21 protein-coding genes are annotated in these 22,822 nt (G+C 74.6%); 12 read left to right on the top strand and 9 right to left on the bottom strand.

Annotated elements, in window-relative coordinates; translation table 11 throughout:
- Nucleotides 1–299 precede the first annotated feature (299 nt).
- Nucleotides 300–2,129 carry an acyl-CoA dehydrogenase gene (locus IF01_RS0106340; protein ID WP_030392286.1) on the bottom strand — a complete coding sequence of 610 codons (1,830 nt, stop codon included), beginning with the start codon at nucleotides 2,127–2,129 and terminating at the stop codon, nucleotides 300–302.
- 227 nt (nucleotides 2,130–2,356) lie between these two features.
- On the opposite strand from IF01_RS0106340, the gene IF01_RS0106345 reads away from it, so the two are divergent.
- Both IF01_RS0106345 and IF01_RS0106350 read left to right on the top strand, forming a co-directional pair.
- Nucleotides 2,357–2,863, top strand: a complete 507-nt coding sequence (locus IF01_RS0106345) for an SseB family protein (protein WP_030392287.1) — start codon at nucleotides 2,357–2,359, stop codon at nucleotides 2,861–2,863.
- Between the two features lie 141 nt (nucleotides 2,864–3,004).
- Complete coding sequence (locus IF01_RS0106350) at nucleotides 3,005–3,964, top strand: pirin family protein (protein ID WP_030392288.1); 960 nt, start codon at nucleotides 3,005–3,007, stop codon at nucleotides 3,962–3,964.
- Nucleotides 3,965–4,040: 76 nt separating this feature from the next.
- On the opposite strand, the gene IF01_RS0106355 is transcribed toward IF01_RS0106350, so the two are convergent.
- The 3 genes from IF01_RS0106355 to IF01_RS0106370 all read right to left on the bottom strand — a co-directional run bounded on the left by IF01_RS0106355 (nucleotide 4,041) and on the right by IF01_RS0106370 (nucleotide 6,791).
- Nucleotides 4,041–4,862: a protein phosphatase 2C domain-containing protein gene (locus tag IF01_RS0106355; RefSeq protein WP_030392289.1), complete on the bottom strand. Its 822-nt coding sequence runs from the start codon at nucleotides 4,860–4,862 to the stop codon at nucleotides 4,041–4,043.
- A 346-nt stretch (nucleotides 4,863–5,208) separates the two neighbouring features.
- Nucleotides 5,209–5,877: a TIGR03086 family metal-binding protein gene (locus IF01_RS0106365; RefSeq protein WP_051754979.1), complete on the bottom strand. Its 669-nt coding sequence runs from the start codon at nucleotides 5,875–5,877 to the stop codon at nucleotides 5,209–5,211.
- The gene (locus IF01_RS0106370) at nucleotides 5,874–6,791 is read right to left on the bottom strand and encodes an alpha/beta hydrolase (RefSeq protein ID WP_063764153.1); all 918 of its coding nucleotides are present in this window, start codon (nucleotides 6,789–6,791) and stop codon (nucleotides 5,874–5,876) included. The genes IF01_RS0106365 and IF01_RS0106370 overlap by 4 nt, the downstream gene beginning before the upstream one ends.
- Before the next feature lie 154 nt (nucleotides 6,792–6,945).
- Here IF01_RS0106370 and IF01_RS0106375 point away from each other — a divergent pair, with 154 nt between their 5' ends.
- The gene (locus tag IF01_RS0106375) at nucleotides 6,946–7,590 is read left to right on the top strand and encodes a TetR/AcrR family transcriptional regulator (protein ID WP_030392292.1); all 645 of its coding nucleotides are present in this window, start codon (nucleotides 6,946–6,948) and stop codon (nucleotides 7,588–7,590) included.
- A gap of 40 nt (nucleotides 7,591–7,630) precedes the next feature.
- On the opposite strand, the gene IF01_RS0106380 is transcribed toward IF01_RS0106375, so the two are convergent.
- From IF01_RS0106380 to IF01_RS0106395, 4 genes are all read right to left on the bottom strand, one after another.
- Nucleotides 7,631–8,971: an amidase gene (locus tag IF01_RS0106380; RefSeq protein WP_030392293.1), complete on the bottom strand. Its 1,341-nt coding sequence runs from the start codon at nucleotides 8,969–8,971 to the stop codon at nucleotides 7,631–7,633.
- Between the two features lie 49 nt (nucleotides 8,972–9,020).
- On the bottom strand, nucleotides 9,021–9,296 hold the full coding sequence (locus tag IF01_RS0106385) for a hypothetical protein (protein WP_051740615.1): 276 nt from the start codon (nucleotides 9,294–9,296) through the stop codon (nucleotides 9,021–9,023).
- Nucleotides 9,297–9,390: 94 nt separating this feature from the next.
- Nucleotides 9,391–10,491, bottom strand: a complete 1,101-nt coding sequence (alc, locus tag IF01_RS0106390) for an allantoicase (protein ID WP_051754980.1) — start codon at nucleotides 10,489–10,491, stop codon at nucleotides 9,391–9,393.
- Between the two features lie 59 nt (nucleotides 10,492–10,550).
- Nucleotides 10,551–11,459: a LysR family transcriptional regulator gene (locus tag IF01_RS0106395; RefSeq protein ID WP_030392296.1), complete on the bottom strand. Its 909-nt coding sequence runs from the start codon at nucleotides 11,457–11,459 to the stop codon at nucleotides 10,551–10,553.
- Between the two features lie 168 nt (nucleotides 11,460–11,627).
- On the opposite strand from IF01_RS0106395, the gene IF01_RS49725 reads away from it, so the two are divergent.
- Nucleotides 11,628–12,623 (top strand): LAETG motif-containing sortase-dependent surface protein, encoded by a 996-nt coding sequence (locus IF01_RS49725; protein WP_030392297.1) that lies wholly within the window; start codon nucleotides 11,628–11,630, stop codon nucleotides 12,621–12,623.
- A gap of 103 nt (nucleotides 12,624–12,726) precedes the next feature.
- Entirely contained in the window at nucleotides 12,727–13,785 is a 1,059-nt protein-coding gene (locus tag IF01_RS48095) for a hypothetical protein (RefSeq protein ID WP_051754981.1), read from the top strand.
- 20 nt (nucleotides 13,786–13,805) lie between these two features.
- On the opposite strand, the gene IF01_RS0106410 is transcribed toward IF01_RS48095, so the two are convergent.
- A complete protein-coding gene (locus tag IF01_RS0106410) occupies nucleotides 13,806–14,459 on the bottom strand; it encodes an ATP-binding protein (protein WP_030392299.1) in 654 nt (217 codons plus the stop codon).
- 228 nt (nucleotides 14,460–14,687) lie between these two features.
- Between IF01_RS0106410 and IF01_RS0106415 the strand changes: the two genes are divergently transcribed.
- The 7 genes from IF01_RS0106415 to pheA all read left to right on the top strand — a co-directional run bounded on the left by IF01_RS0106415 (nucleotide 14,688) and on the right by pheA (nucleotide 22,542).
- Entirely contained in the window at nucleotides 14,688–15,521 is an 834-nt protein-coding gene (locus tag IF01_RS0106415; RefSeq protein ID WP_030392300.1) for a hypothetical protein, read from the top strand.
- A gap of 208 nt (nucleotides 15,522–15,729) precedes the next feature.
- On the top strand, nucleotides 15,730–16,500 hold the full coding sequence (locus tag IF01_RS0106420; protein ID WP_037779175.1) for a YcnI family copper-binding membrane protein: 771 nt from the start codon (nucleotides 15,730–15,732) through the stop codon (nucleotides 16,498–16,500).
- Nucleotides 16,501–16,600: 100 nt separating this feature from the next.
- Complete coding sequence (locus IF01_RS0106425; protein ID WP_030392302.1) at nucleotides 16,601–17,281, top strand: SCO family protein; 681 nt, start codon at nucleotides 16,601–16,603, stop codon at nucleotides 17,279–17,281.
- Nucleotides 17,278–17,781 (top strand): copper chaperone PCu(A)C, encoded by a 504-nt coding sequence (locus tag IF01_RS0106430; RefSeq protein WP_030392303.1) that lies wholly within the window; start codon nucleotides 17,278–17,280, stop codon nucleotides 17,779–17,781. The genes IF01_RS0106425 and IF01_RS0106430 overlap by 4 nt, the downstream gene beginning before the upstream one ends.
- Before the next feature lie 179 nt (nucleotides 17,782–17,960).
- Complete coding sequence (locus tag IF01_RS50890) at nucleotides 17,961–20,042, top strand: copper resistance CopC/CopD family protein (RefSeq protein WP_279617251.1); 2,082 nt, start codon at nucleotides 17,961–17,963, stop codon at nucleotides 20,040–20,042.
- 14 nt (nucleotides 20,043–20,056) lie between these two features.
- Nucleotides 20,057–21,397, top strand: coding sequence for an iron uptake transporter deferrochelatase/peroxidase subunit (gene efeB / locus IF01_RS0106440; RefSeq protein ID WP_078879722.1), 1,341 nt, complete (start codon nucleotides 20,057–20,059; stop codon nucleotides 21,395–21,397).
- Between the two features lie 209 nt (nucleotides 21,398–21,606).
- Nucleotides 21,607–22,542: a prephenate dehydratase gene (gene pheA, locus IF01_RS0106445; protein WP_030392306.1), complete on the top strand. Its 936-nt coding sequence runs from the start codon at nucleotides 21,607–21,609 to the stop codon at nucleotides 22,540–22,542.
- The last annotated feature ends 280 nt before the right edge of the window (nucleotides 22,543–22,822 follow it).

A 22,822-nucleotide genomic window follows, 5' to 3' on the forward strand; every position in this document is an offset into this window, starting at 1 on the left:
TCCTGGGTCGAGGGAGGGCCGAGGCCGAATGGGAATCGGCTTCGCACCTTGAGCATATGCCCGTACACGGACATGACACTCGGAGCATCCCAACGGATGCAGAACGCAGACAGAAACGTGAACTGACGGGATCTGACGGCCCGCCGGGCCCTTCTCGGGCGCCGGCCGGGCCCCTCGGAGCGCCCTGCCGGACCACCCCCGGGACCGCCGGAGGACCCGGTCGCGGGTACACCGAAGGGCCCGGTCGAGGACCGGGCCCTTCGGTGCGAGGGTGGGTCAGGCAGTCGGTGCGGGCGGCGTCAGAACGCCCCCTCCGCCAGGTCCATGATCTCGTTGTCGATGCCCTCGGCGATCAGGCGCTGCGAGGCGACCGTCGGCAGGATGTTCTTGGCGAAGAAGCGGGCGGCCGCGACCTTGCCCTGGTAGAACGGCACGTCCTTCTCGGAGGCGCCGGACTCCAGCTTGGCCAGGGCCACCGCGGCCTGGCGCAGCAGCAGCCAGCCGACCACGACGTCGCCGGAGATCATCAGCAGGCGGGTGGTGTTGAGGCCCACCTTGTACATGTTCTTGACGTCCTGCTCGACCGAGGAGAGGTCGGCGAGCAGCTTGCCGACGACGGCCTCCAGGTCGCCGGCGGCCTTGGCGAGCAGCTCGCGCTCGGCGGCCAGGGCGTCGCCGCCCTCGGCGGAGCCGAGGAACTTCTGGATCTGCTCGGACAGTGCGGTGAGCGCCTGGCCGCCGTCCTTGACGATCTTGCGGAAGAAGAAGTCCTGGCCCTGGATGGCCGTGGTGCCCTCGTAGAGGGTGTCGATCTTGGCGTCCCGGATGTACTGCTCGATCGGGTACTCCTGCAGGTAGCCGGAGCCACCGAAGGTCTGCAGGGACTGGGCGAGCTGCTCGTAGGACTTCTCCGAGCCGTAGCCCTTGACGATCGGCAGGAGCAGGTCGTTGAGGCGCTCGGCGGCGGCGTCGTGCTCGCCGCGCAGCTTGGCGGCCATCATGTCGTCCTGGACGGACGCGGTGTAGAGCACCAGGGCGCGCATGCCCTCGGCGTACGCCTTCTGGGTCAGCAGCGAGCGGCGGACGTCCGGGTGGTGGGTGATGGTGACGCGCGGGGCGGTCTTGTCCAGGAACTGCGAGATGTCGGCGCCCTGCACGCGCTCCTTGGCGTACTCCAGCGCGTTCAGGTAGCCGGTGGAGAGGGTGGCGATGGCCTTCGTGCCGACCATCATCCGGGCGAACTCGATGATCTTGAACATCTGGCGGATGCCGTCGACCTTCTCGCCCAGCAGCCAGCCCTTGGCCGGGTGCTTGGCGCCGAAGGTCATCTCGCAGGTGTTCGAGGCCTTGAGGCCCATCTTGTGCTCGACGTTGGTGGCGTAGGCGCCGTTGCGCTCGCCCAGCTCGCCGGTCTCCCAGTCGAAGTCGAACTTGGGGACGATGAACAGGCCCAGGCCCTTGGTGCCCGGCTTGCCGCCCTCGGGGCGGGCCAGCACCAGGTGGATGATGTTCTCGGACATGTCGTGCTCGCCCGAGGTGATGAAGCGCTTCACACCCTCGATGTGCCAGGAGCCGTCCTCCTGCTTGATCGCCTTGGTGCGACCGGCGCCCACGTCCGAGCCGGCGTCCGGCTCGGTCAGGACCATGGTGGAGCCCCACAGGCGGTCGGTCATCCGCTGGGCGACCTTGAGCTGCTCCTCGGTGCCCTCCTCGGCGACGACGCCGGCGAAGGCCGGGCCGGAGGAGTACATCCAGACGGCCGGGTTGGAGCCGAGGATCTGCTCCGCGAAGGCCCAGATCAGCGAGCTCGGGGTGACCTGGCCGCCGATCGACTCCGGGATGCCCAGGCGCCACCACTCGGCGTCCATGTACGCCTGGTAGCTCTTCCTGAACGCGGCCGGGACGGGCGCGGTGTTGGTCTCGGGGTCGAACACCGGCGGGTTGCGGTCGGTGTCGATGAAGGACGCGGCGAGGTCGTTCTCGGCCAGGCGCGCGATCTCGCTCAGGATGTTCTTCGCGGTCTCGACGTCCATGTCCGCGAACGGTCCGGTGCCGTACACCTGCTCGCGGCCGAACACCTCGAAGAGGTTGAACTCCACGTCCCGCAGGTTGGACTTGTAGTGACCCATGGCCGTTTTCTCCGGTTCGTCGCTTCCGGGAGACCGCCGCGTTCGGGCGCCCCGTACCCACCAGTAGGCCTCATGATGCTACCCAGCGGTAACTTGTTTCAAGCCCCAGCCGGTGAATCCCTCGTGGATTCCGCTATGAACGTGGTCACGTCCCACAAGCCGGGACGGCCACTCCTTGTCAGGATCGACGCCCGCACGGGTGGCCGCGCTCCCGATAGCCTGTCCGTGTGTACGGCTATGACCAGAACGCATACCCGGGCGACCCCTACCAGCAGGCGGGGCCGCAGCCGGGCATGAACGGCATGCCCGGCCCCGGCCCCGGCCCGTACGGCGAGCAGCCACCGGGGGCGCAGCAGTCCCTCTACCCGGAGCCCTCGCCGCCGTCCCTGGCGGACGCCGTCCGGGCCTTCACCACCGGCTCGATGGCGGTGGAGGACTTCCAGGCCATCTTCATCACCTCCAAGGTGCACTGCCCGCGCGGTGACCGGCCGGGCTTCCTGGCGCTGCACAACACGCCGACGCCGGTGATCCCGATGTTCAGCTCGCTCAAGGAGCTGCGGCGGTACGCGGGCAAGGAGTCCAAGTACTTCACCGTGAGCGGCGCCGAGGTCCTCGACCTGCTGCCGACCGGCTACGGCTTCGCGCTGGACATGGAGGGCGAGCACCGGATGGTGTTCGACGCCAAGGCGGTCGAGCAGATGGTCGACTTCACGATGCGCCGGATGTACGGCTGACCGACGATGGGCCGGGGGCCGCCCGGCCCCGCCGTCCGGCCACCCGTACTCACTTGGTTCAAAATTCAACTTGCTTCTAGTTGAGGATTGAACTAATCTCGTGGACGTAGGCCAGAGGAACATCCCCCGAAGGAGGCCGACATGCCCGCCGTGACCGTCGACAACCCGCTGACCCTCCCGCGCGTCACCACCCCGGACCCCGCCGTCACGAGCGCCCGGCCGGTCCTCACGGTGGCCACCGCTCCCGAGGGCTTCGAGGGCGAGGGCTTCCCGGTCCGCCGCGCCTTCGCCAAGATCAACACCAAGTACCTCGACCCGTTCATCATGATGGACCAGATGGGCGAGGTGGACTACGCGGCCGGCGAGCCCAAGGGGACCCCCTGGCACCCGCACCGCGGCTTCGAGACGGTCACCTACATCATCGACGGGACCTTCATCCACCGGGACTCGCACGGCGGCGGCGGCACCATCACCGACGGCGACACCCAGTGGATGACGGCCGGCTCCGGCCTGCTGCACATCGAGACCCCGCCCGAGTCGCTGGTGCGCTCCGGCGGCCTGTTCCACGGCCTCCAGCTGTGGGTGAACCTGCCCGCCGCGGACAAGATGATCGCCCCCAAGTACCAGGACATCCGCGGCGGCAGCGTCAAGCTCCTCAGCACCGAGGACGGCGGCGCCCTGCTCCGCGTCATCGCCGGCGACCTGGACGGCCACCAGGGCCCCGGCAGCACCCACACCCCGATCACCATGATCCACGCCTCGATCAGCCCCGGCGCCCAGCTCACCCTGCCCTGGCGCCCCGACTTCAACGCCCTCGCCTACGGCCTGGCCGGCAGCGGCACGGCCGGCACCGAGCACCGCCCCTTCCACCGGGGCCAGGCCGTGGTCTTCGGCGACGGCGGCTCGATCACCCTGCGCGCCGACGGCAAGCAGGACTCCCGCGACAGCAACTTCGAGGTCGTCCTCCTCGGCGGCCTCCCCATCCGGGAGCCCGTCGCCCACTACGGCCCGTTCGTCATGAACAGCCACCGCGAGCTCCAGCAGGCCATGGAGGACTTCCAGGCCGGCCGCCTGGGAACCATCCCCGCCGACGGCCACTGAGCACGCGTACAAGGGGAGTGGCGGAGCCGGGTTCCCGGCTCCGCCACTCCCCTTGTGCGTTGCCCGCGGACGGGCCCTACAGCAGCGCGTAGAGGGCCGAGGCGTCGTCGTGGGCCTTGCCGCGGGGCCAGCGTTCGCAGGTGGCGTCGGTGCGTTCGACGGCGCGGACCTGGGCGATCAGTTCGGCCGGGCCGGACTCGCCGAGCAGGCGCAGGGCGTCGCCCCAGCTGCCGAGGCCGAAGCGGTCGGTGAAGCGGGCCGCGCCGTCGGAGAGGGCGGCCACCGCGCGCAGTCCGGCCAGCGGGACGAAGCCGGTCTCGGCGTGGGCGGCGGCCCTGGGGCTGGCGGCGGCGATCCAGGGGCCGGTGCCGGAGTTCCGGACGGCGCGGACGGCCAGCGTGTACTCCAGGTGCAGGGCGGCCCGTTCGGCGGAGCCGGGCACCGTCGACCAGACCTGCCGGCGCAGCTCCTCCCCGCCGGGGAAGCGCTGGTTGTCGCCGATCACCCGGGGCGGGCCGTCCGCCGGTTCCAGCACCAGCAGCGAGTCACCGAGCACCAGGTACTCCAGCGAGGCGCCGTGCCGACGGGCGGCGACCACCATCGCGGCGGGCGTGTTGGGGTGGGCGAGGTCGCAGCGGCCGCCGTGCAGGGCGGCCGTCTCCGCGATGGCGTCGGCCAGGCACTCGGCGATCGAGCGGTCCGGGCGGTCGGTGAGCCGGGCCAGCAGGTGGACCCCGAGTCTGCGGACGTACCAGGCGGTGCCGTGGCGGCACCCGGACTCCAGGCCGGTCGGCGAACTCGAACCGTCGAGGAGGACGAGTGCCTCGGAGGTGGCCGCCGCGAAGTCCTCGCTCTCGCGGTCGGGCCGCCGTGCTTCCCCTGCGAGCTGTACCTGCATCCCGACAGTGTGCGCGCCGGGTGCGCCGCGCGCCCAGACCCGTGCACGCGCCGCGCCGCACGCTCCCGGTGGCAGCGCGGGTGATCCGGCCATACCGTCGGAGCACGAGTGGACATTTCGGCCGATCGGGGCCGTCCGGGTTTGGGATCACCTTCGGGGGATCCTCGCCCCCGGCGCTGACGAGGGCGAGGAGCGAGAGATGTTCTGGCAGTTCATCGTGCTGTTGGTCGCGACGATCGGCTTTCCGACCGCCACCCTGCTGTTCCTGATCGGCGGACCGCGCTTCCCGGACGAGAAGCGCGGCGACTGACAGCCGCTCTTTGCAAAGTGGCCACTTTGCAAAGTCCTATCGGGACTTTGCAAAGTCTGTCCGGCCGGCACCTTCCGGATCGGACCGGGCGGCCGCCGACCAGGACGGGTCGCGGCCCAGCAGGGCGAGCGCGCGGGCGAACGGCCCGGTCCCGTCCGGCGCCGCCCGGACGGCCGCGAACGCCCGCCCGGGCCCCCGCGCCCCGGCGGTGGCCGGGACCGCCCCGGCCACCGTGAGCAGCGCCCCGACCAGCGGCGGTTCGGCCTCGACCGCCGCCACCAGCCGGGCCGGCGAGCCCAGCGCGGCCGCCGCGTCCCAGGCGTGCACCAGGGTGTCCAGCAGATGGAAGCCGACCGCCCGGTCGAGCGGGAACGGCCCGCCGTCGCCGATCTCCGGCAGGTGGAGCGGGGCGGGCTCCGCCGCCGCGCCGGCGGTGGCGAGCGCGGCGGTCAGCTGCTCCGCCGACCGCCGGAACGCGCCCGCCGGGTCGCCCTGGACCGGGACGTCGCGCCAGCGCGCGAGGTCCGCCCCGGCCCCGAGGGCGGCCGCGGCGAAGCCCCGGTGCTGGCCCACCGCGTGCTCCAGCAGCCGCCGCAGCGGCCAGCCCGCGCACGGTGTCGCCAGCACCAGCTGCTCCGGCTGCACGGTGTCCACCACGGCGGCGGCCAACTCCAGGGAACGGGTGTGCAGTTCGAGGAGTTTCATACCGCGCCCACCGTCGTCCCCGGTCCGTCCGCGACCCGGCGGCCGGGGCCCGCCCCGGAGTCGGCCCCGGCGGCCAGGAAGCCCGTCACCTGGTCCAGCACGGTCGGCTCGCCGAGGATCCGGCGGTGACCGAGGCCCCGGGTGGCCAGCAGTTCCAGCCGCTCCCCGTACGCCGCCCGGAGCCGGTGGGCGTGCGAGAACGGGACCACGTCGTCCTCCTCGTCGTGCGCGACCAGGATCGGGAGGTCGATCTCCCCGGGCTCGCGGGCGGCGTCGAAGTGGGTGCGGATGTCCGCCACCCCGGGGAACATCGCGCCGCTCGCCTCCCGGCGGCGCAGCTCCCGCTCCACGGTGGCGTTCAGGCCCAGCCGCTCGCAGAACGCGGTCGGCAGCCAGGAGAGCTCGGAGGCGCCGGAGAAGGCGACCAGCCGCTCCGCCCGCAGGCCCTCGCGCAGTGCCAGGAAGGCCGCGTTGACGCCCAGCGAGTGGGCGACCACCGCCTCGAAGCCGCCGTACTGCTCCTGGAGCCGCAGGGCGACGGTCCGGTGGTCCAGCACGGTGGCCCTGCGCCCGCCGGAGTCGCCGTGCCCGGGGGCGTCGTAGCCGACCGCGGTCAGGCCGAGCTCGCGCAGCCGGGGCACCAGGTGCGCGAAGCGGGAGGCACGGGAGCGCCAGCCGTGCATCAGCAGGACGGGCCGGGCGCCGTCGCCCCAGCGGTGGACGACCACCCGCACGTCCCCGTGCCGGAGCGTCCCGGTGACGGCCCGGTCGTGGACCTCGCGCTCGCCGGGGCGGAGCCGGCTGCGGCGCAGGGGGTGGCGGTAGAGCTCGAAGGCGGCGCGACCGGCGAGCCGGGGGGCGGCCAGCGAGGCGGTGTTCAGGGTGGTGCGGATCAGTGCGACGGCGGGGTCCATGCGGAACTCCTGTGGGTGCCGAGGGGCAAGAGAGCCGAACTGGGCGAGATATTAGCACGACCGTTCGTGCTGTTTTCAGATCGGAGGACGCTCCCCGCTACCCTGGCCCCACGGACGGAAAGGCCGGGGAACGGCCGGAGGACTGGGGTGAACGGTGGCCGCATCGACCACGGACGGACGGGTGCAACGCGGCGAGGAGACCCGGCGGACGGTCCTGGGCCGGGCCGTCGCGATCGCCTCGGTCGAAGGGCTGGACTCGCTGTCGATCGGCCGGCTCGCCACCGACCTCGGCCTGAGCAAGAGCGGGGTCTTCGCCGGCTTCGGCTCCAAGGAGGAGCTCCAGCTCGCCACCGTCCGGGCCGCCCGGCGGATCTTCGCCGACGCGGTGCTCGCACCGGTCCGCGACGAGCCCCCCGGCCTGCGCAAGGTCCGGCTGCTCTGCGAGTCCTGGCTGGCCTACTCGCGCGCCCGGGTCTTCCCCGGCGGCTGCTTCTTCTACGAGGTGAACGCCGAGTACGACGCCCGGCCCGGCCCGCTGCGCGACGTCCTCGCCGCCAACTGGCGGGAGTGGCACGCCACCGTGCTCGGCCTGGTCACCGAGGCCCTCGACACCGGCGAACTGCGGCCCGACGCCGACCCGGAGGACATCGCCTTCACCCTGATCGCCCTGCTGGAGAACGCCAACCCGCAGGCCCTGCTGTTCGACGACGACACCCCGTACGACCGGGCCCACCGCGCCGTGCTGCGCCGGCTGCGCTCGGACGCCACCGACCCGGACGGGCCCGCGTTCACCGCCTGAGGCCCGGCGCCCATCACCCCGGGGCGCACCCGGTCCCGCCTCAGGCGCCGTCCAGCACCCGCTCCAGGACGGCAGCCAGCGCCAGCAGCCGCTCGTCCGCCCCGGCCTCGCCGACCACCTGGAGGCCGAGCGGCAGCCCCGCCGCCGTCACCCCGGCCGGCAGGCTGAGCGCGGGCAGTCCGGCGAAGCTCCACGGCAGTGACATCACCGCGCTGCCGGTGCTGTCCAGCCCGAGCGGGGCCGGGCCGGTCGCCGAGGGCGCCAGCAGCAGGTCCACCCCGGCCCGCTGCCGACGTTCGGCGAGCCGCTCCCGGAAGGCCGTCCGGGCACGCAGCGCGGCCGCCCGGTCGGCCGGGTCGACGGTCCGCCCGTGCCGGATGCTCGCCGCCGTCTCCGGCCGGTAGAGGTCGCCGAAGCGGGCGAACCAGTCGGTGTGGCTCGCCGCCATCTCGAAGCGGTTGACCGTCTGCGCCTGCCGCTCCAACTCCTCGAAGTCGGGCAGCAGATCGAGCCTGCGGACCGTCAGCCCGCGGGCGGCCAGCAGCGCCAGCTGCCGGTCGAACGCCTGTCGCGCCTCCGGTCCGGCCCGGTCCAGGTACGGGCCCACCGGGACGCCGAGCACGGGCGCCCCGTCCGCCCACGCCCCTCCGCCCGCCCCGTCGTCCGGCCCGGCCTCGTGGTCCCAGTCGTCGCACAGCAGCGGGGCGGCCAGCGCGGCGCCCGCCAGATCGGCGGTGAACAGGCCCACGGTGTCGAAGCTCGGCGCGTTCGGGAGCACGCCCGCCGTCGGGATCCTCCCGAAGGTCGGCCGGAAGCCCACCACACCGCAGTAGGCGGCCGGGCGGACCACGGAGCCGATCGTCTGGGTGCCGATCGCCAGCGGCACCAGTCCGGCCGCGACCGCCGCCGCCGAACCGCTGCTGGAGCCGCCCGGGGTGTGTTCGGGGCGGTGCGGATTGCGGGTCCGGCCGGGCGCGCTGCCCGCGAACTCGGCGGTCACGGTCTTGCCGGCGACCAGCGCGCCGGCCGCCCGCAGCCGGTCCACCACGGTGGCCTGCGGCCCGGCCAGGACACCCGGGGGCAGCAGCGAACCCCCGTGCGTGGGAAGGCCGTCGACGTGCACGGTGTCCTTGATCCCGACGGCCACCCCGTACAGCGGCGGCGCCTGCGCCGGGTCGGGATGGCGGGCGACCAGCGCCCGGGCCTCGGCCTGCAGCCGGTCGGCCCGGCCCGGTTCGGGGACGAAGGCGTGGATCAGCGGGTCCACCTGCTCGATCCGGGCGCAGAGCCGGTCGACGTGGACGGCCGGGGTCGGCACACCGGCCCGCAGCGAGGCGGCCTCACGGACGAGCGAGCGGGGCCGGACCAGGGACTTGTCCATGGCGCCCACGGTAGCCCCGGGCCCTCCGGGAGCGCGCCGCCGCCCCGGGTCAGCCCGTCGGCCAGCCGGCTTCCGGCTGCTCGCCGGGAGGTCCCGGCCGGTGCTCGTCCCCCAGGTAGGGGGACTCGCGCAGGACATAGGCGCCGCAGGTGTGGCAGCAGAGCTCGGGGGTGTGCCCCCAGTCCGTCGCCTCCCGGGCGGGCGCCGCCGCGTCGATCTCCCGGCCGCACATCGCCGCGTCCTCGCCGCCTCGGACCATGTGCCACAGCCGCACCCCGGCGGACGCGCCGCCGGCGCCGAACTCGGCCCGCATCTGGTGCATCATGCCCCCATCGTCCGGCGGGCCGCCGGACCCGGCAAACGGAGCGCGGCCCGCCGGGCGGCCCCGGGTCGGACCGGGGCCGCCGGACGGGACCGGGTCAGACCAGCCCGCCGTACAGCCGCAACCGGGCGATCCCGCCGTCCGGGAAGACGTCCAGCCGGACATGGGTGGCCGGGCGCGGGGTGTCGACCACCAGCCGGTGCACGGCGTCCGGCTGGAGCCGGGTGCGCGGCACCAGTTCGAACCAGGCCTCGGGGTCGGCGCCCTGCTCGTCCCGGCCCGACAGCGCCGCCCAGCCGGCCGCGTTGCCGACGTAGTAGCCGGTGTCGACCTCCACCGCCCGGACCGCGCCCCGCCCGGCCAGCCGCAGCCGGACCCAGTCGTGGCCGTCGTCGCGGCGCCGCCGGTTCTCCCAACCGTCACCCATCGCACCGGACTTGCCGGGCAGGGCGAGGTTGACCGGGGAGGAGAAGAAGCGGTCCGAGGCGTCCTCGACGGCGCCGCCGTTCTCGACCGCGGCCAGGTCGAAGGTGCCGAGCGCGGCCAGCCAGGCCGGATCCGGACGGGCCTCGCCGTGCACCCGGAAGCGGGCTATGCCGCCGTCCGGGAACTGGCTGAGCCTCAAGTGCGTGAAGCGTCGGCCCCCTTCGACGGCGAAGCCGTTGGCGGCGTGGCCGCGCACCGGGGAGCGGGGGACCAGCGGATGCCACTCGGTCTCCGGGGACAGCAGCTCCTCCGGGCCCGGGGTGCCCGGGAGTTCGGCACCCTCGACGCCGATCTGCTGCGGGTGGTTGCCGCGGAAGTGCGCGGTGTCGACGACCACGCCGTGCACAACTCCCGGCACGCCCAGGCGGATCAGCGCCCAGTCGCGGTCCTCGGCGGTCGGGTGCGGGTGTCCGGCGCCGGTGCCGCGCCGCCGCCTGGTCTCCCAACCGTCCATGATCTGGCCCTTGTTGCCGAAGGTGTGCGGGCGGAACTCGGCCGCGCCCGGCAGCAGCAGGTTCTCCCGCTCGGCGAACAGCTCGTCGTTGGCGGCGACGACCGCGCCGCCCAGCCGGCGGTCGGCGAGGTCGACCAGGCCGGTGAAGGGGAACTCGGCGGAGCGGTAGTCGGCGTAGGGGTTGCCGCCCCCGTACGGCGGGGCGTCGGCGTCGGACAACTGGTCGGGACGGGGGCCTGAGTTCCGTTCGGTGGTCATGCCCCCACCCTCACGCTGCGCAACCGCTCAGGTCCATCACAAAGAACTGAGCGAACCGTTCAGTTCGGCTGAAGGGTCTCGGCGACGGCCGTCAGCTCCGCCAGCACCCGGCGCAGCGGAGGCGTCCGCTCCGTGCCGGCCCGGACCGCCGCCACCACCCGGCGGGTCGGCAGGTCCGCCGGCAGCGCCCGGACGACCGCCGCGCCGCCCCGTCCGGCCGAGGCCAGCCGCGGCACCAGCGCCACCCCCAGTCCGGCCGCCACCATCGCCAGGATCGCGGTCCAGTCCGCAGCGGTGTGCGCGCGCTCCGGGGTGAAGCCGGCCTGGGCGCAGGCCGCCGTGGTGATCTCCCGCCAGGGCCCGGCCGCGCCGTAGATCCACGGCTCCGCCGCGAGGTCCGCCAGCCGCAGCCCCGGCGTCCCGGCCAGCGGGTGCCCCGGCGACAGCGCGACGTCCAACGGGTCGCTGAGCAGCTCCGTCTCGACGAATCCGGGGCCCCGGCCGACCGGTCCGACGGCCAGCGACAGCGCCAGGTCGACGTCCCCCGCCGCCAGCAGCCGGACCGCCTCGTCCGCCTCGGCCTCCACCACCCGCACGGTCAGCCTCGGCGCGGCCTCGCGCAGCCGGGCCACCGCCGGAACCAGCAGCCCGGTGATCGCGGTGGCGAAGGCCCCCACCCTGACCTCGCCCGCCTCGCCGTGCAGATAGCCGGCCAGCTCGGCCTCGGCCCGCTCCAGCTGTCCGAAGACCACCGCCGCGTGACGCAGCACCAGTCGGGCCGCCGGGGTCAGCCGCACCCGTCGGCCGTAGGGCTCCAGCATCGGCGCGCCCACCTGCCGGGCCAGCGCCGAGATCTGCTGCGAGACCGCCGAGGGGGACAGATGGAGCCGCTCGGCCGCCGCCGTCACCGTCCCGCACTCGTCGACCGCCCGCAGCACCCGCAGCCGCCTCAGGTCCCACTCGCCCACCGCACCCATCGCGCCAGGGTAGGCCGTCGCCGAACGCATTCCGGGCCCCCGGGGGCGGACACTTCGCCCACCCTCCGATATGGTGCCGCTCCTGCGACGCGCCGGTGATCACACCAAGGCGCCAAGTCGCCCATATTCGGACAGACTTCATCAAGCTGGAGCAAGACCGTGCGCACTTCCCGCCTTCTGGCCGCGTCCACGCTGATCGCGCTCTCCCTCGGCGCGACGGCCGGCACGGCCACCGCCGGCGCCGCCGCCGTCTCCCCGGCCCCGACCACGGCGGCCCCGACCAGCGCGGCTCCGACGACCGCGGCCCCGACCACGGCGGCCCCGAGCGGCTCCCCGAACGCCGGCGGCACGCCCACGGCGCCCACCTCGCCGAACCCCTCCACCTCGCCCAGCGCCTCCACCTCGCCGTCGGCCACCGCGACGAAGCCGACCACCCACCCCACTCCCCCGGCACCCACGTTCACCAACCGCTGCCAGGGCGGCGTCCACGGGGGTGACAACCTCAAGACCACCGGCACCGGCCTCTGGGGAACCACCCTGGTCAAGGGCGGACCGGCCCAGGAGGTCCAGGTGACCTTCGAGAACACCACCGGTGTGGACCTCGCCAAGTTCTCGTCCAGCATCTACATCACCGACAACGGGAACGAGCGTCCACTGGACTGGCGGACCGACTTCTTCACCGTCCAGCTCCGGCTGCCCGGCTCGGACTGGAAGCCGGCCGAACTGGTCGACCGCGCCATCAACACCGGGACCCACAAGATCGCCAAGGGCGAGAAGCTCACCATCCAGTTCCGGATCGCCGCCAACACCGCCCCCGTCGGCGACTACGGCGGCACCGTGGGCGGTGGCTCCGAGGCCTTCGACAACACGCCGGACCTCCCCAAGCCCGCTTCCACCCTGCCGAACAGCTGCACCCACTACGGCAACTACTACGAGGGCGACTTCAAGGTGGCCGACAAGTCCTCGTCCACCACCGCCGCCGCCACCCCCCTCAAGGCGACGGCCTCGCCGTCCGCGGTGAGCGGCCCCCACCTGGCCGACACCGGCTCCAGCTCCAACACCCTGCCGATCGCCCTCGGCGGTGCCGCCGTGCTCGCGGCCGGTGCCGGGACCCTGTTCGTGCTGCGCCGCCGCAAGGCCGGCGCGCACAGCTGACGCTCCACCGCCGGAACGTCCGAAGGGTCCGTACAACCGTGCGGACCCTTCGAACGTCCCCCATGCGCAAGCGGTTTCGCCCGACCTTCACCGGAGCTCCCCTGTGCGCACTTCCCGCCTGGCGGCCACCGCCACCCTGTTCGTCCTGACCGGCGGCGTACTGGCCGGCGGAACCACCGTCGCGGCCGCCGTCGACGGCAGCCCGTCGCCCTCGGCGAGCGCGACGGCCGAGCCGACGGCGACCGCCACCACCACGGCGACGGCCACGGCCACCACCGGTGAGCCCACCCCGACCGCCTCCGGCACGGCGACACCGTCGGCCTCCGACACGCCCTCGGCCACGCCGACCTCCGCGGCCCCCGGCACCGCGACCGCCACCCCGTCGGCCACCTCGACCCTGCCCGCCGGCTGCGAGTCCGAGTACCAGGTCGCGATGCCGACCCACGCCGTACCGACCGCGGCGACGCTGGTCAGGGGCGGCCCGCCGCAGAACCTCGCCTTCTCCTTCTACAACAGCAGCGACACCGTGCTGACGGACTTCCGGATCACCTACCGGATCGAGGGTCCACAGGGCAGCGCCCCGTTCAAGCCCCTGGTGAGGATCCAGGGCGGCCCCTTCACCCCGGTCGAGCCGAACGACGGCACCGGGACGACCGCCATCGGCTCCTTCCAGGTCCCGGCGCACGAGATGATCACCGCCGAGCTGCAGTTCGCCGACGGTCCGGGCCCGGTCCCCGGGGACTACGGCGTCACCGTGGCCGGTACCTCGGAGGTACTCCCGTACGGGGTGGGCCCGGTCAATGTGAAGTACCGCTGCAACCGGCTGCTCGGCTCGCTGACCAGCAAGCTCACCCTCACCGAGCCGGCCCCGGTCACCACCGCCCCGACCGTGGGCGGCTCCCCGACGGCGTCGGCGACGCCCACCACGAGCACCTCGCCGACCGCGTCGCCCTCACCCTCCGCCACCGCCGCGGGCACCACCCCCGGCACCCCCGGCGGCGACCCGACCGGCCCCCGGCTGGCCGGCACCGGCGCGAGCTCCGGCAACGTGCCGCTCGCCGTCACCGGCGTTGTGGCGATCGCCCTCGGCCTCGGGGCCGTCGTCGTCGCCCGCCGCCGCAACCGGACCGCCACCGCCGCCACCCCCACCACCCGCGACTGACCCCGGCCCGCCCGCCCCGGCTACGAGGCCCGGCGCAGCAGCGCGCCGTCCTGCCACTTGAGGATCTTGTCGAAGCTGACGATCGCCCCCCGCAGCGGATGGTTGCGGAGCTGGACGTGGTCGGTGAGGGCGTGGATCAGGAAGAGGCCCCGGCCGGACTCCGCGGTGAGGTCGGGCAGGGCGTCCAGGTCCACCGGCCGGAAGGTGGGCACCGGGTCGGCGGCGGGCGGCAGGACGTGGGTGTCGTACGGGCGGCCGTCGCGGCGCGGGCGGTGGGCGGTGAGCAGCGAGGCCGGGACGGTGGCGCGGCCGCGCCGGGCCCGGCGGCGGGGCTGCGCCCGGCCCGCCGGTCGGGCGGGCGGTGCTGCGGGGACGGCGGCGGGGGCCGGACGGCGGGCCGGGCGGTCGGGGCAGGGCAGGCCGGGACCGGAGTCGGTCACCTCGATCCGCAGCAGGTCGCCGCTGATCGAGGCGGTGACCTGGTAACCGTCGTCGGGCCGCCCGCACGCGCCGTGCTCGACCGCGTTGGCGCACGCCTCGCTGAGGGCGACGCCGAGATCGTGGGCGATCTGCGGATCGACGCCCGCGGTCGCCATCGCGCCGAGCAGTATGCGGCGCGCGAGCGGCACGCTGGCCGGGTCGCGCTTGAGGTGCAGAGTCCACCAGATGTCCACGGGAGGTCCCTCCTGGCTGCGGCTCCACATATAACGAGGTATCTCCGGGTGGTGCGGAGGTGAACCGTGCCGAGGGCCCGCTACCGCCCGTTCGGCGGATGGACGGGGGGACAGGCATGTGCCGAGCAGCGCACACCGGGGGCCGTGCGCGGGGCCGAACGGGGCATTCGTAGGGATTTCCCACCCTGCCGATCCGGTGGGTGTGGGCGATGAGATGATGTCCCGGCCATGAATGCCCCAGCCGCCGCCCCGCACCCGGGCGCCCCCGCACCGGACGCGCCGGTGGGGGCCGCCGCCTGGGACCTGCGGCTTGCCCGGGCGGTTCCGTTCGCCCTGGTGTGCACGCTGATCGCGGCCGCGGGGCACGCGTTCGCGGCCGGCGGCGAGGTCGCCCTGCCCACGCTCGCGGCCGGGTTCGCGGCCGTACTGGTGCTCGCCACCGTGCTCGGCGGGCGGGAGCGCTCGCTCGGCGCGATCGCCGGGGCGCTGGGCGCGGGCCAGTTCGGGCTGCACCTGCTCTTCCACTCCTACGGCGGCCACGCGGCGGCCGGCGCGCACCACCACGGCGGCCCGCTGGGCTCCGGCCCGCTGACGCTGCCGCAGGTGGCCAGCCGGCTGGTCTGCAACGAGGCCCGCCCCGGCACCCTGCTCGGTCTGCCCGGGAGTCCGACCGCCGAGCAGGTGGTGGCCGGCGCGGGTCTGGACCCGCAGGCGTACGCGGCCGCGCCCTGGTGGCAGGGCGGCGTGCTCGGGATGACGCCGGCGATGCTGGCGGCCCACCTCGGCGCGGCGCTGCTGGCCGGCTGGTGGCTGCGGCGCGGCGAGGCGGCGCTCTGGCGGCTGGTGCGGATCACCGCCTCGGCCGCGCGGAACCGGGCGGCAGAGCCGCTGCGGACGGCGTGCGCGCTGGCCGCGGTGCTGCTGCGCGGTCTGCTCGGCCTGCCCGGCGGACCGGTCCGCCGGTCCCGCGGCCGCGGCGGGGACGACCCGCTGCCGACCGGTGCCGTGCTGCGGCACAGCGTGGTGCGGCGCGGGCCGCCCCTCGGGGCCCTCGCGTACTGACCCGCCCCCCGTGTCCCCGGTGTCCCCCCACCGGTACCGGTCCGGCGGCGGTCCGGAGTACGCGGCGCCGTGCCGCGACCGCCCGATCCGTGCGGTCCCGCGGCCTCCTCCCCCCACTTCTTCCCCCGCCGCGCGGCCCCGCCGAGGCACGGACCCCTCCGTGCCCGGGAGCGGGCCTGCCGAGCCTCCGAACGGAGACACGAACCCCATGCGTTCCCTTCCCGCCCGTCGTACCGCCGCCGTCGCCCTCGCCGCCGCCGCCTCGGTGGTGGCCCTGGCCGGTCCCGCCTTCGCCCACGTCACCGTAAACCCGGGCAGCGCCGAGCAGGGCGGCTACACCGCCGTCGACTTCCGGGTCCCGAACGAGAACGACGCCGCCGGCACCGTGAAGCTGGAGGTCAACCTCCCGCTGGACCACCCGCTGGCCTCGGTCCGCACCCAGCCGCTGCCGGGCTGGACCTCCACCGTCGAGAAGGCCAAGCTGGACAAGCCGATCAAGGTCCACGGCAACGACGTCAACGAGGCCGTCTCCAAGATCACCTGGACCGCCGACGCCGGCGTGAAGGTCGCCCCCGGCCAGTTCCAGGAGTTCCGGGTCTCGCTCGGCCCGCTGCCGACCGACGCCGACTCGCTGGTCTTCAAGGCCCTGCAGACCTACGACAACGGTGACGTCGTCCGCTGGATCGACGAGGCCAAGGACGGCCAGCCGGAGCCGGCCAAGCCCGCCCCGGTGCTGAAGCTGACCAAGGCCACCTCGGCCGACGGCCACGGCGTGACCGCCTCCGCCACCCCGTCGGCCGCCGCCGACGGCCACGGCAGCGGGCACGGCGACGCGGCCAAGAGCGACGCCGCCTCCGACGACAAGGCGAGCGACTCCACCGCCCGGGTGCTCGGCGTGGTCGGCATCGTGGTCGGTGTGATCGGCACCGCCGTCGGTGTCCTCGGCCTGCGCCGCCGCAACGGCGGCTCGGCCTCCTGATCCCAGCACCGGCGGGGCCGCGTCCGGCACCCGTCGCGGCCGCGCCCGCGTCCCGGGCGCGGCCCCGCCGGTGATCCACCGCACACGATCGGACCCTCCCATGCCCCGCTCCGCCCGTACCCCCCGCGCCGCCCGCCTGGCCGGGGCCACCGCCGTCGCCCTCGCCGCCGCGCTCGCCCTGACGGCCTGCGGCTCCTCCGGTTCCGAGACCGCCGGCCCCGCCAAGGTCGTCCAGCAGAAGACCGACTCGCCCTACGAGGGCACCGTGCTCGGCAAGCACTTCGACAAGCCCGACCTCCAGCTGACCGACACCTCCGGCCAGCCCTACGACCTGCGGCAGAAGACCGGCGGCCGGACCACCCTGCTGTTCTTCGGCTACACCAGCTGCCCGGACGTCTGCCCGACCACCATGGGCGACATCGGCGTGGCGATGAAGAAGCTCACCCCGGAGGAGCGGCAGAAGGTCGACGTCGTGTTCGTCTCCACCGACCCGCAGCGCGACACCCCGCAGGTGCTGCGCGCCTGGCTGGACTCGATGGGCAGCGACTTCATAGGCCTGACCGGGGACCTGGCCAAGGTGAAGACGGCCGCCAAGGCGCTCGGCATCCTGATCGAGGACCCGGTGACCAACCCCGACGGCACCGTCACCTCCACCCACGGCGCCCAGGTGCTGGCCTTCCTGCCCTCGGACGACAAGGCGCACGTGCTCTACCTGAGCGGCACCGAGGTGAAGACCTTCGAGCACGACCTGCCGCTGCTCGCCAGGGGAGTCGCGGCATGAAGGGCACCCTCGGCTTCCGCCGGACGGCGCTGGCAGGGGCGGTGCTGGCGACGGCACTGGGCGGCGGCGCCTTCCTGGTCGCCTGCGGGGCCGGCGGCCAGGACGGCGGCGGAGCCTCCGCCGGCGGGGCGGCCCGACTCAGCGTCGCCGACTCCTACATCCCGATGCCGCCGGCCGGCGGCATGGCGGCCGGCTATCTGACGGTGCGCAACGAGGGCGGCGAGGACGACGAGCTGGTCAGGGTCTCCAGCCCCGGCGCCTCCTCGGTCACCATGCACCGCTCCACCGCCAGCACCATGGAGCAGGTCGAGAAACTCGACGTCCCCGCGCACGGCGCGCTGCAGCTCGCCCGGGGCGGCACCCATCTGATGATCATGGGGTGGCAGAAGGCCCCGGTCCTGGGTGACGAACTCGAACTCGACCTGACCTTCACCCGCACCGGCACCATCTCGGTCAAGGTGCCGGTCAAGGAGCTCACCTACCGGCCCGGCCAGCAGTAAGGGATCGCAGGATGCTGATGGGACGGACGCCGAAGGCACGGCCGGCAACGGCGCGGGCGGCGACGACGACAGTACGGACGACACGGACGACCGCGGCGCGGGCGACGGCGGCTCGGACAGCGACGGCTCGTTCAGCGACGGCGCGGCTGCTGGGACGGCGGACCGCCGGGCTGCTCGGCGTGCTCGGCGCCGTCCTCGCGCTGCTGCTCGCCGGCGCCGGACCGGCCTCCGCGCACGCCGCCCTGCAGTCCACCGACCCGGCGCAGAACGCCGTCCTGCCCGTCGCGCCGCAGACCGTCACCCTGACCTTCAGCGAGGCCGTCTCGCTCTCCTCGGACTCGGTGCGGGTGCTCGACCCGGCCGGCCGGGCGGTCGACTCGGGCAGCCCCGCGCACGCCGACGGCAAGGACAACACCGCCCGGGTCGGGCTCGGCTCCGGACTCGCCAACGGCACCTACACCGTCGCCTGGCGAGCCGTCTCGGAGGACTCGCACCCCATCGGCGGGGCCTTCACCTTCTCGATCGGCGCGCCCTCGGCCACCACCGTCTCCACCACCGCCCTGCAGAGCGCCGAGGCCGACGGCCTGGTCGCCGCGCTCTACGGCACCGCCCGGACGGTCGCCTACGCGGCGTTCGCGCTGCTCGCCGGCGCGGCCGGCTTCGTGCTGCTCTGCTGGCCGGCCGGGGCGTCCCGGCGCCCGGTGCAGCGACTGCTGATGACCGGCTGGGTGGCGCTGCTGGTGTCCACCGTCGCGGTGCTGATGCTGCGCGGACCGTACGAGCGGGGCTCGGGGATCGGCAAGGCCTTCGACCTGTCGCTGGTCCGGACCACGCTGGACGAGCGGATCGGCACGGCGCTGGCGGCCCGGCTGCTGCTGCTCGCCGCGAGCGGGGTGTTCCTCTCCCTGCTGGTCGGTCAGCTCGGGCTGCCGCAGGGCGCCGGTGCGAAGGCCGCCGCGAACGGCGGGGCCGGTACGGCCGGGGCCGGCAGGACCGGACCGGGGACCGCCGGGGCCGGGGCGGACGGCGATCCGGAGGAGGCCGAGCTGCGGGAGCTGGAGCGGCGCGCCGCCGAACGCCCGCAGCGCGAGGCCCGGCTGGGCCTCGGGGTGGCCGGACTGGTGCTGGCCGTCGCGCTCTCGGCGACCTGGGCCGGCGCGGACCACGCCTCGGTGGGCATCCAGGTCTGGCTGGCGCTGCCGCTCGGCATGCTCCACCTGGTCGCCATGGCGCTCTGGCTGGGCGGCCTGGCCGCGATGCTGGTCGGGCTGCGCGAGGGGATCGGCGCGGAGGTCGCGGACCGCTTCTCGAAGATCGCGTTCGGCGCCGTCCTGGTGCTGGCCGGCACCGGCGTCTACCAGTCCTGGCGCGGCCTCGGCAGCTGGGGCGCGCTGACCGGCACCGACTACGGGCGGCTGCTGCTGGTGAAGACCGGCTGTGTGATCGCCATGCTCGGCGTCGCCTGGATGTCCCGCACCTGGCTCGCCCGGCTGCGCGCCACCCCGGAGGAGGCGGCCGAGGTCGTGCCGGAGCCGGTCGCGGTCGCCGCGACTCCCGGCCCCGACACCGCGTCCGAGACCGTTTCCGGCGCTGCCTCCGATGCCGCTTCCGACAGCGGCGCGGACACCGAGGACCCGGTCCGCCGGGCCCAGCTGGCCCGTCAGCGGGCGGCCCGGGCGAACGCCGACCGGGACCGGGGGCTCACCCCGACCCGGGCCGGCCTGCGCCGCTCGGTGCTGGTCGAGGCGGCGGTCGCGGTGGCCGTCCTGGTGGTCACCACCCTGCTCACCAACTCCCCGCCCGGACGGGTGGCGGGCGAGGTCGCGGCCGCCGCGGCGAACGGCGCCGCCACGACGTCCGGCGGCACCTCCGGCGGGACCACCGGTGGGGCGCCCGCCCCGCAGACGGTGCCCGGCCGGACCGTGGAGCTCAAGCTCCCGTACGACACCAAGGGCCGGACGCCGAACGCCAAGGGCACCGCGACCGTCACCCTCAACCCGGCCGGCACCGGGTCGAACGAGGTGCACCTGAAGCTGGACGGCGCGGACGGCTCGCCCGTCGAGGTCCCCGAGGTCGAGCTCGCCTTCACCCTGCCGGACCGCGACCTCGGCCCGCTCACCGTCCCGCTCACCACCGAGGGCACCGGCCGCTGGACCGGGACGGCGCAGCTGCCGCTCGCCGGGAACTGGGTGGTGTCGGTGGTGATCAGATCCTCCGACATCGACCAGACCACGGAGATCAAGCAGCTGAAGATCGGATAGGGCGGACCATCCCCATGGAGAGCAGCACCAGCACCAACGCCGACAGCACCAGCACCGGCACCGACAGCGCCGCCGGGGACACCACCGACGGGGGCAGCACCGGGGGCCGTGCCCCCGGCCTGACCCGGCGGACGCTGCTGGGCACCGCCGGGGCCGGCCTGGTGGTCGGCGCCGGGGCCGGGGCCGCGACGGCCCTGACCGTGGAGCGGCGCGACCAGAGCCCGCCCAGGGCGGCGACCGGGGCGGGCCCCGGTCTGGGGCTCGCCGCGGTGGGATTCCACGGCGAGCACCAGGCCGGGATCCTCGAACCCCAGCAGGCCCGGGTCCAGCTGGCCGCCTTCGACCTGGCCGGCGGGGTCGGCCGGGACGGCGTGCGGGCGCTGCTCCGGCGCTGGTCGCGCACCGCCACCCGGATGGCGGTGGGCGAGCCGGCCGACGAGTTCGAGAACCAGATCGCCCTGGACGCCGGGCCCTGCTCGCTCACCGTCACCTTCGGCTTCGGCGCCACCCTGTTCGACCGGACCGGGCTGGCCGACCACCGCCCGGCCGGGCTGGAGCCGCTGCCCGCCTTCCCGGCCGACGCGCTGGACCCGGCCCGCGGCGACGGCGACCTGTTCGTGCAGATCGGCGCCGACGACGCCCTGGTCGCGGTGCACGCGCTGCGGGTGCTCCAGCGCCAGGCGGCCGGGACCGCGGCGCTGCGCTGGCAGATGTCCGGCTTCGCCCGGACGCCCGGCGCCACCCCGAACCCGATGACCGGGCGCAATCTGATGGGCCAGGTCGACGGCACCAACAACCCCCGGCCGGACGAGGACGGCTTCGCGGCCAAGGTGTTCGTCGCCGCCGGGGGCGAGCAGCCGGCCTGGCTGGCGGGCGGCTCGTTCCTGGTGTTCCGGCGGATCCGGATGCTGCTGGACAACTGGGAGGCGCTGCCGGTGGACCGCCAGGAGCGGGTGATCGGACGGCGCAAGTCGGACGGCGCACCGCTCGGCGCGGCCGCCGACGCGGGCGAGCGCACCCCGGTGGACCTCGCCGCGCAGGCGGCGGACGGGTCGCTGGCCGTGCCGGCGGACGCGCACATCCGGGTCGCGGCGCCGGCCGCCAACGGCGGGGCGGCCATGCTGCGGCGCGGGTTCTCGTACCACGACGGCCTGCTGGCCGACGGGTCGCCGGACGCCGGACTGCTCTTCCTGGCCTTCCAGTCCGACCCGCGCAAGGGGTTCACCCCGGTGCAGCGCAAGCTGGCCCGGGGCGACGGGCTGTCCCGCTTCCTGCGGCACGAGGCGAGCGGGCTGTACGCCGTCCCGCCGGGGGTGTCGCCGGACGGGTACGTCGGGCAGAGCCTGTTCGACTGATCCGCCCGTCCGGGCGACCGGGCCGTCCGGGCCGTGCGACCTGCCCGGTGGGCCCGGTCCGCCCGGCGCGTGACCGCCCGCCGTCCACCGGTCGTCCGGTCTCCTCCCACGGAGCGGGACGCGACCACGGGCGGCGCCGGGAGTGGCTAAGGTGGCTTCTTTCGGCGGTCCGCCGAACTCCCGTCGGTCCCGTTCCCCTTGGAGGCGTCATGTCGGCCACCCGCTACACGTACCTCGGGCCGGCCGGGACCTTTACCGAGGCGGCCCTGCGCACCCTGCCGGAGGCGGCGACCCGGGAGCTGGTGCCGATGTCCTCGGTGCAGCTGGTGCTGGACGCGGTGCGGGGCCGCGAGGCCTCGGGCGCGTTCGTGCCGATCGAGAACTCGGTCGAGGGCGCCGTCACGGCCACCAACGACGAACTCGCCTCCGGCGTCCCGCTGATGATCTACCGCGAGGTGCTGCTGCCGATCACCTTCGCGCTGCTGGTGCGGCCGGGCACCGGGCTGGCGGACGTCAAGACCGTCACCAGCCACCCGGTGGCGCAGGCCCAGGTCCGCCGCTGGCTCGCCGCCAACCTCCCGGACGCGCACTGGGAGTCGGCCGCCTCGAACGCCGACGGCGCCCGGCTGGTCGCCGAGGGCCGGTACGACGGGGCGTTCGCGGGCGAGTTCGCGGCCCCGATCTACGGGCTGGACCCGCTGGTCAAGGACATCGTGGACGTGCAGAGCGCGACCACCCGGTTCGTCCTGGTGGGCCGCCCGGGCCGGGTGTCCTCGCCGACCGGGGCGGACAAGACCTCGATGGTGGTCTGGCTGCCGGACGACCACCCGGGCGCGCTGCTGGAGCTGCTCCAGGAGTTCGCGGTGCGCGGGGTCAACCTGATGCGGATCGAGTCCCGCCCGACCGGGGAGGGGCTCGGCAACTACTGCTTCCTGATCGACTGCGAGGGGCACCTCAGCGACCGCCGGGTCGGCGAGGCGCTGATGGGCCTCAAGCGGATCTGCCCGCAGGTGCGGTTCCTCGGCTCCTATCCGCGTGCCGACCGGCAGGTGTCCGGGCACCAGCGGCCCGGCACCTCGGACGCGGATTTCGGTGCGGCCGCGGACTGGCTCTCCCGTTGCCTCGACGGGCGCGGGGACATCTGACGGGCGCGAGAACGGCTCCGGACAGCCGAGGACCGTTGACGACGGCCGAGGACATCCGGGGGACATTCGCCGTCCACTTGTCCTTTTGAAACCGTTTTCTGCACCGCCGGGCGGTCGTCCACAGGGCGGCCGCCCCGGCCCCCGGCTTGTCCACAGGGGCTTCCACTGTCCACAGGCTCGAGTTATCCACAGGCTTGGGGACGAGTCGACAAACCGGTATAGCCACTGCGCACATCGGTCGGATCATCGGTTTGCGTCGCAGAGATGACTAATCGGACCA

The organism is Kitasatospora purpeofusca (assembly GCF_000718025.1).
In the GTDB taxonomy this organism is placed as follows: domain Bacteria; phylum Actinomycetota; class Actinomycetes; order Streptomycetales; family Streptomycetaceae; genus Kitasatospora; species Kitasatospora purpeofusca.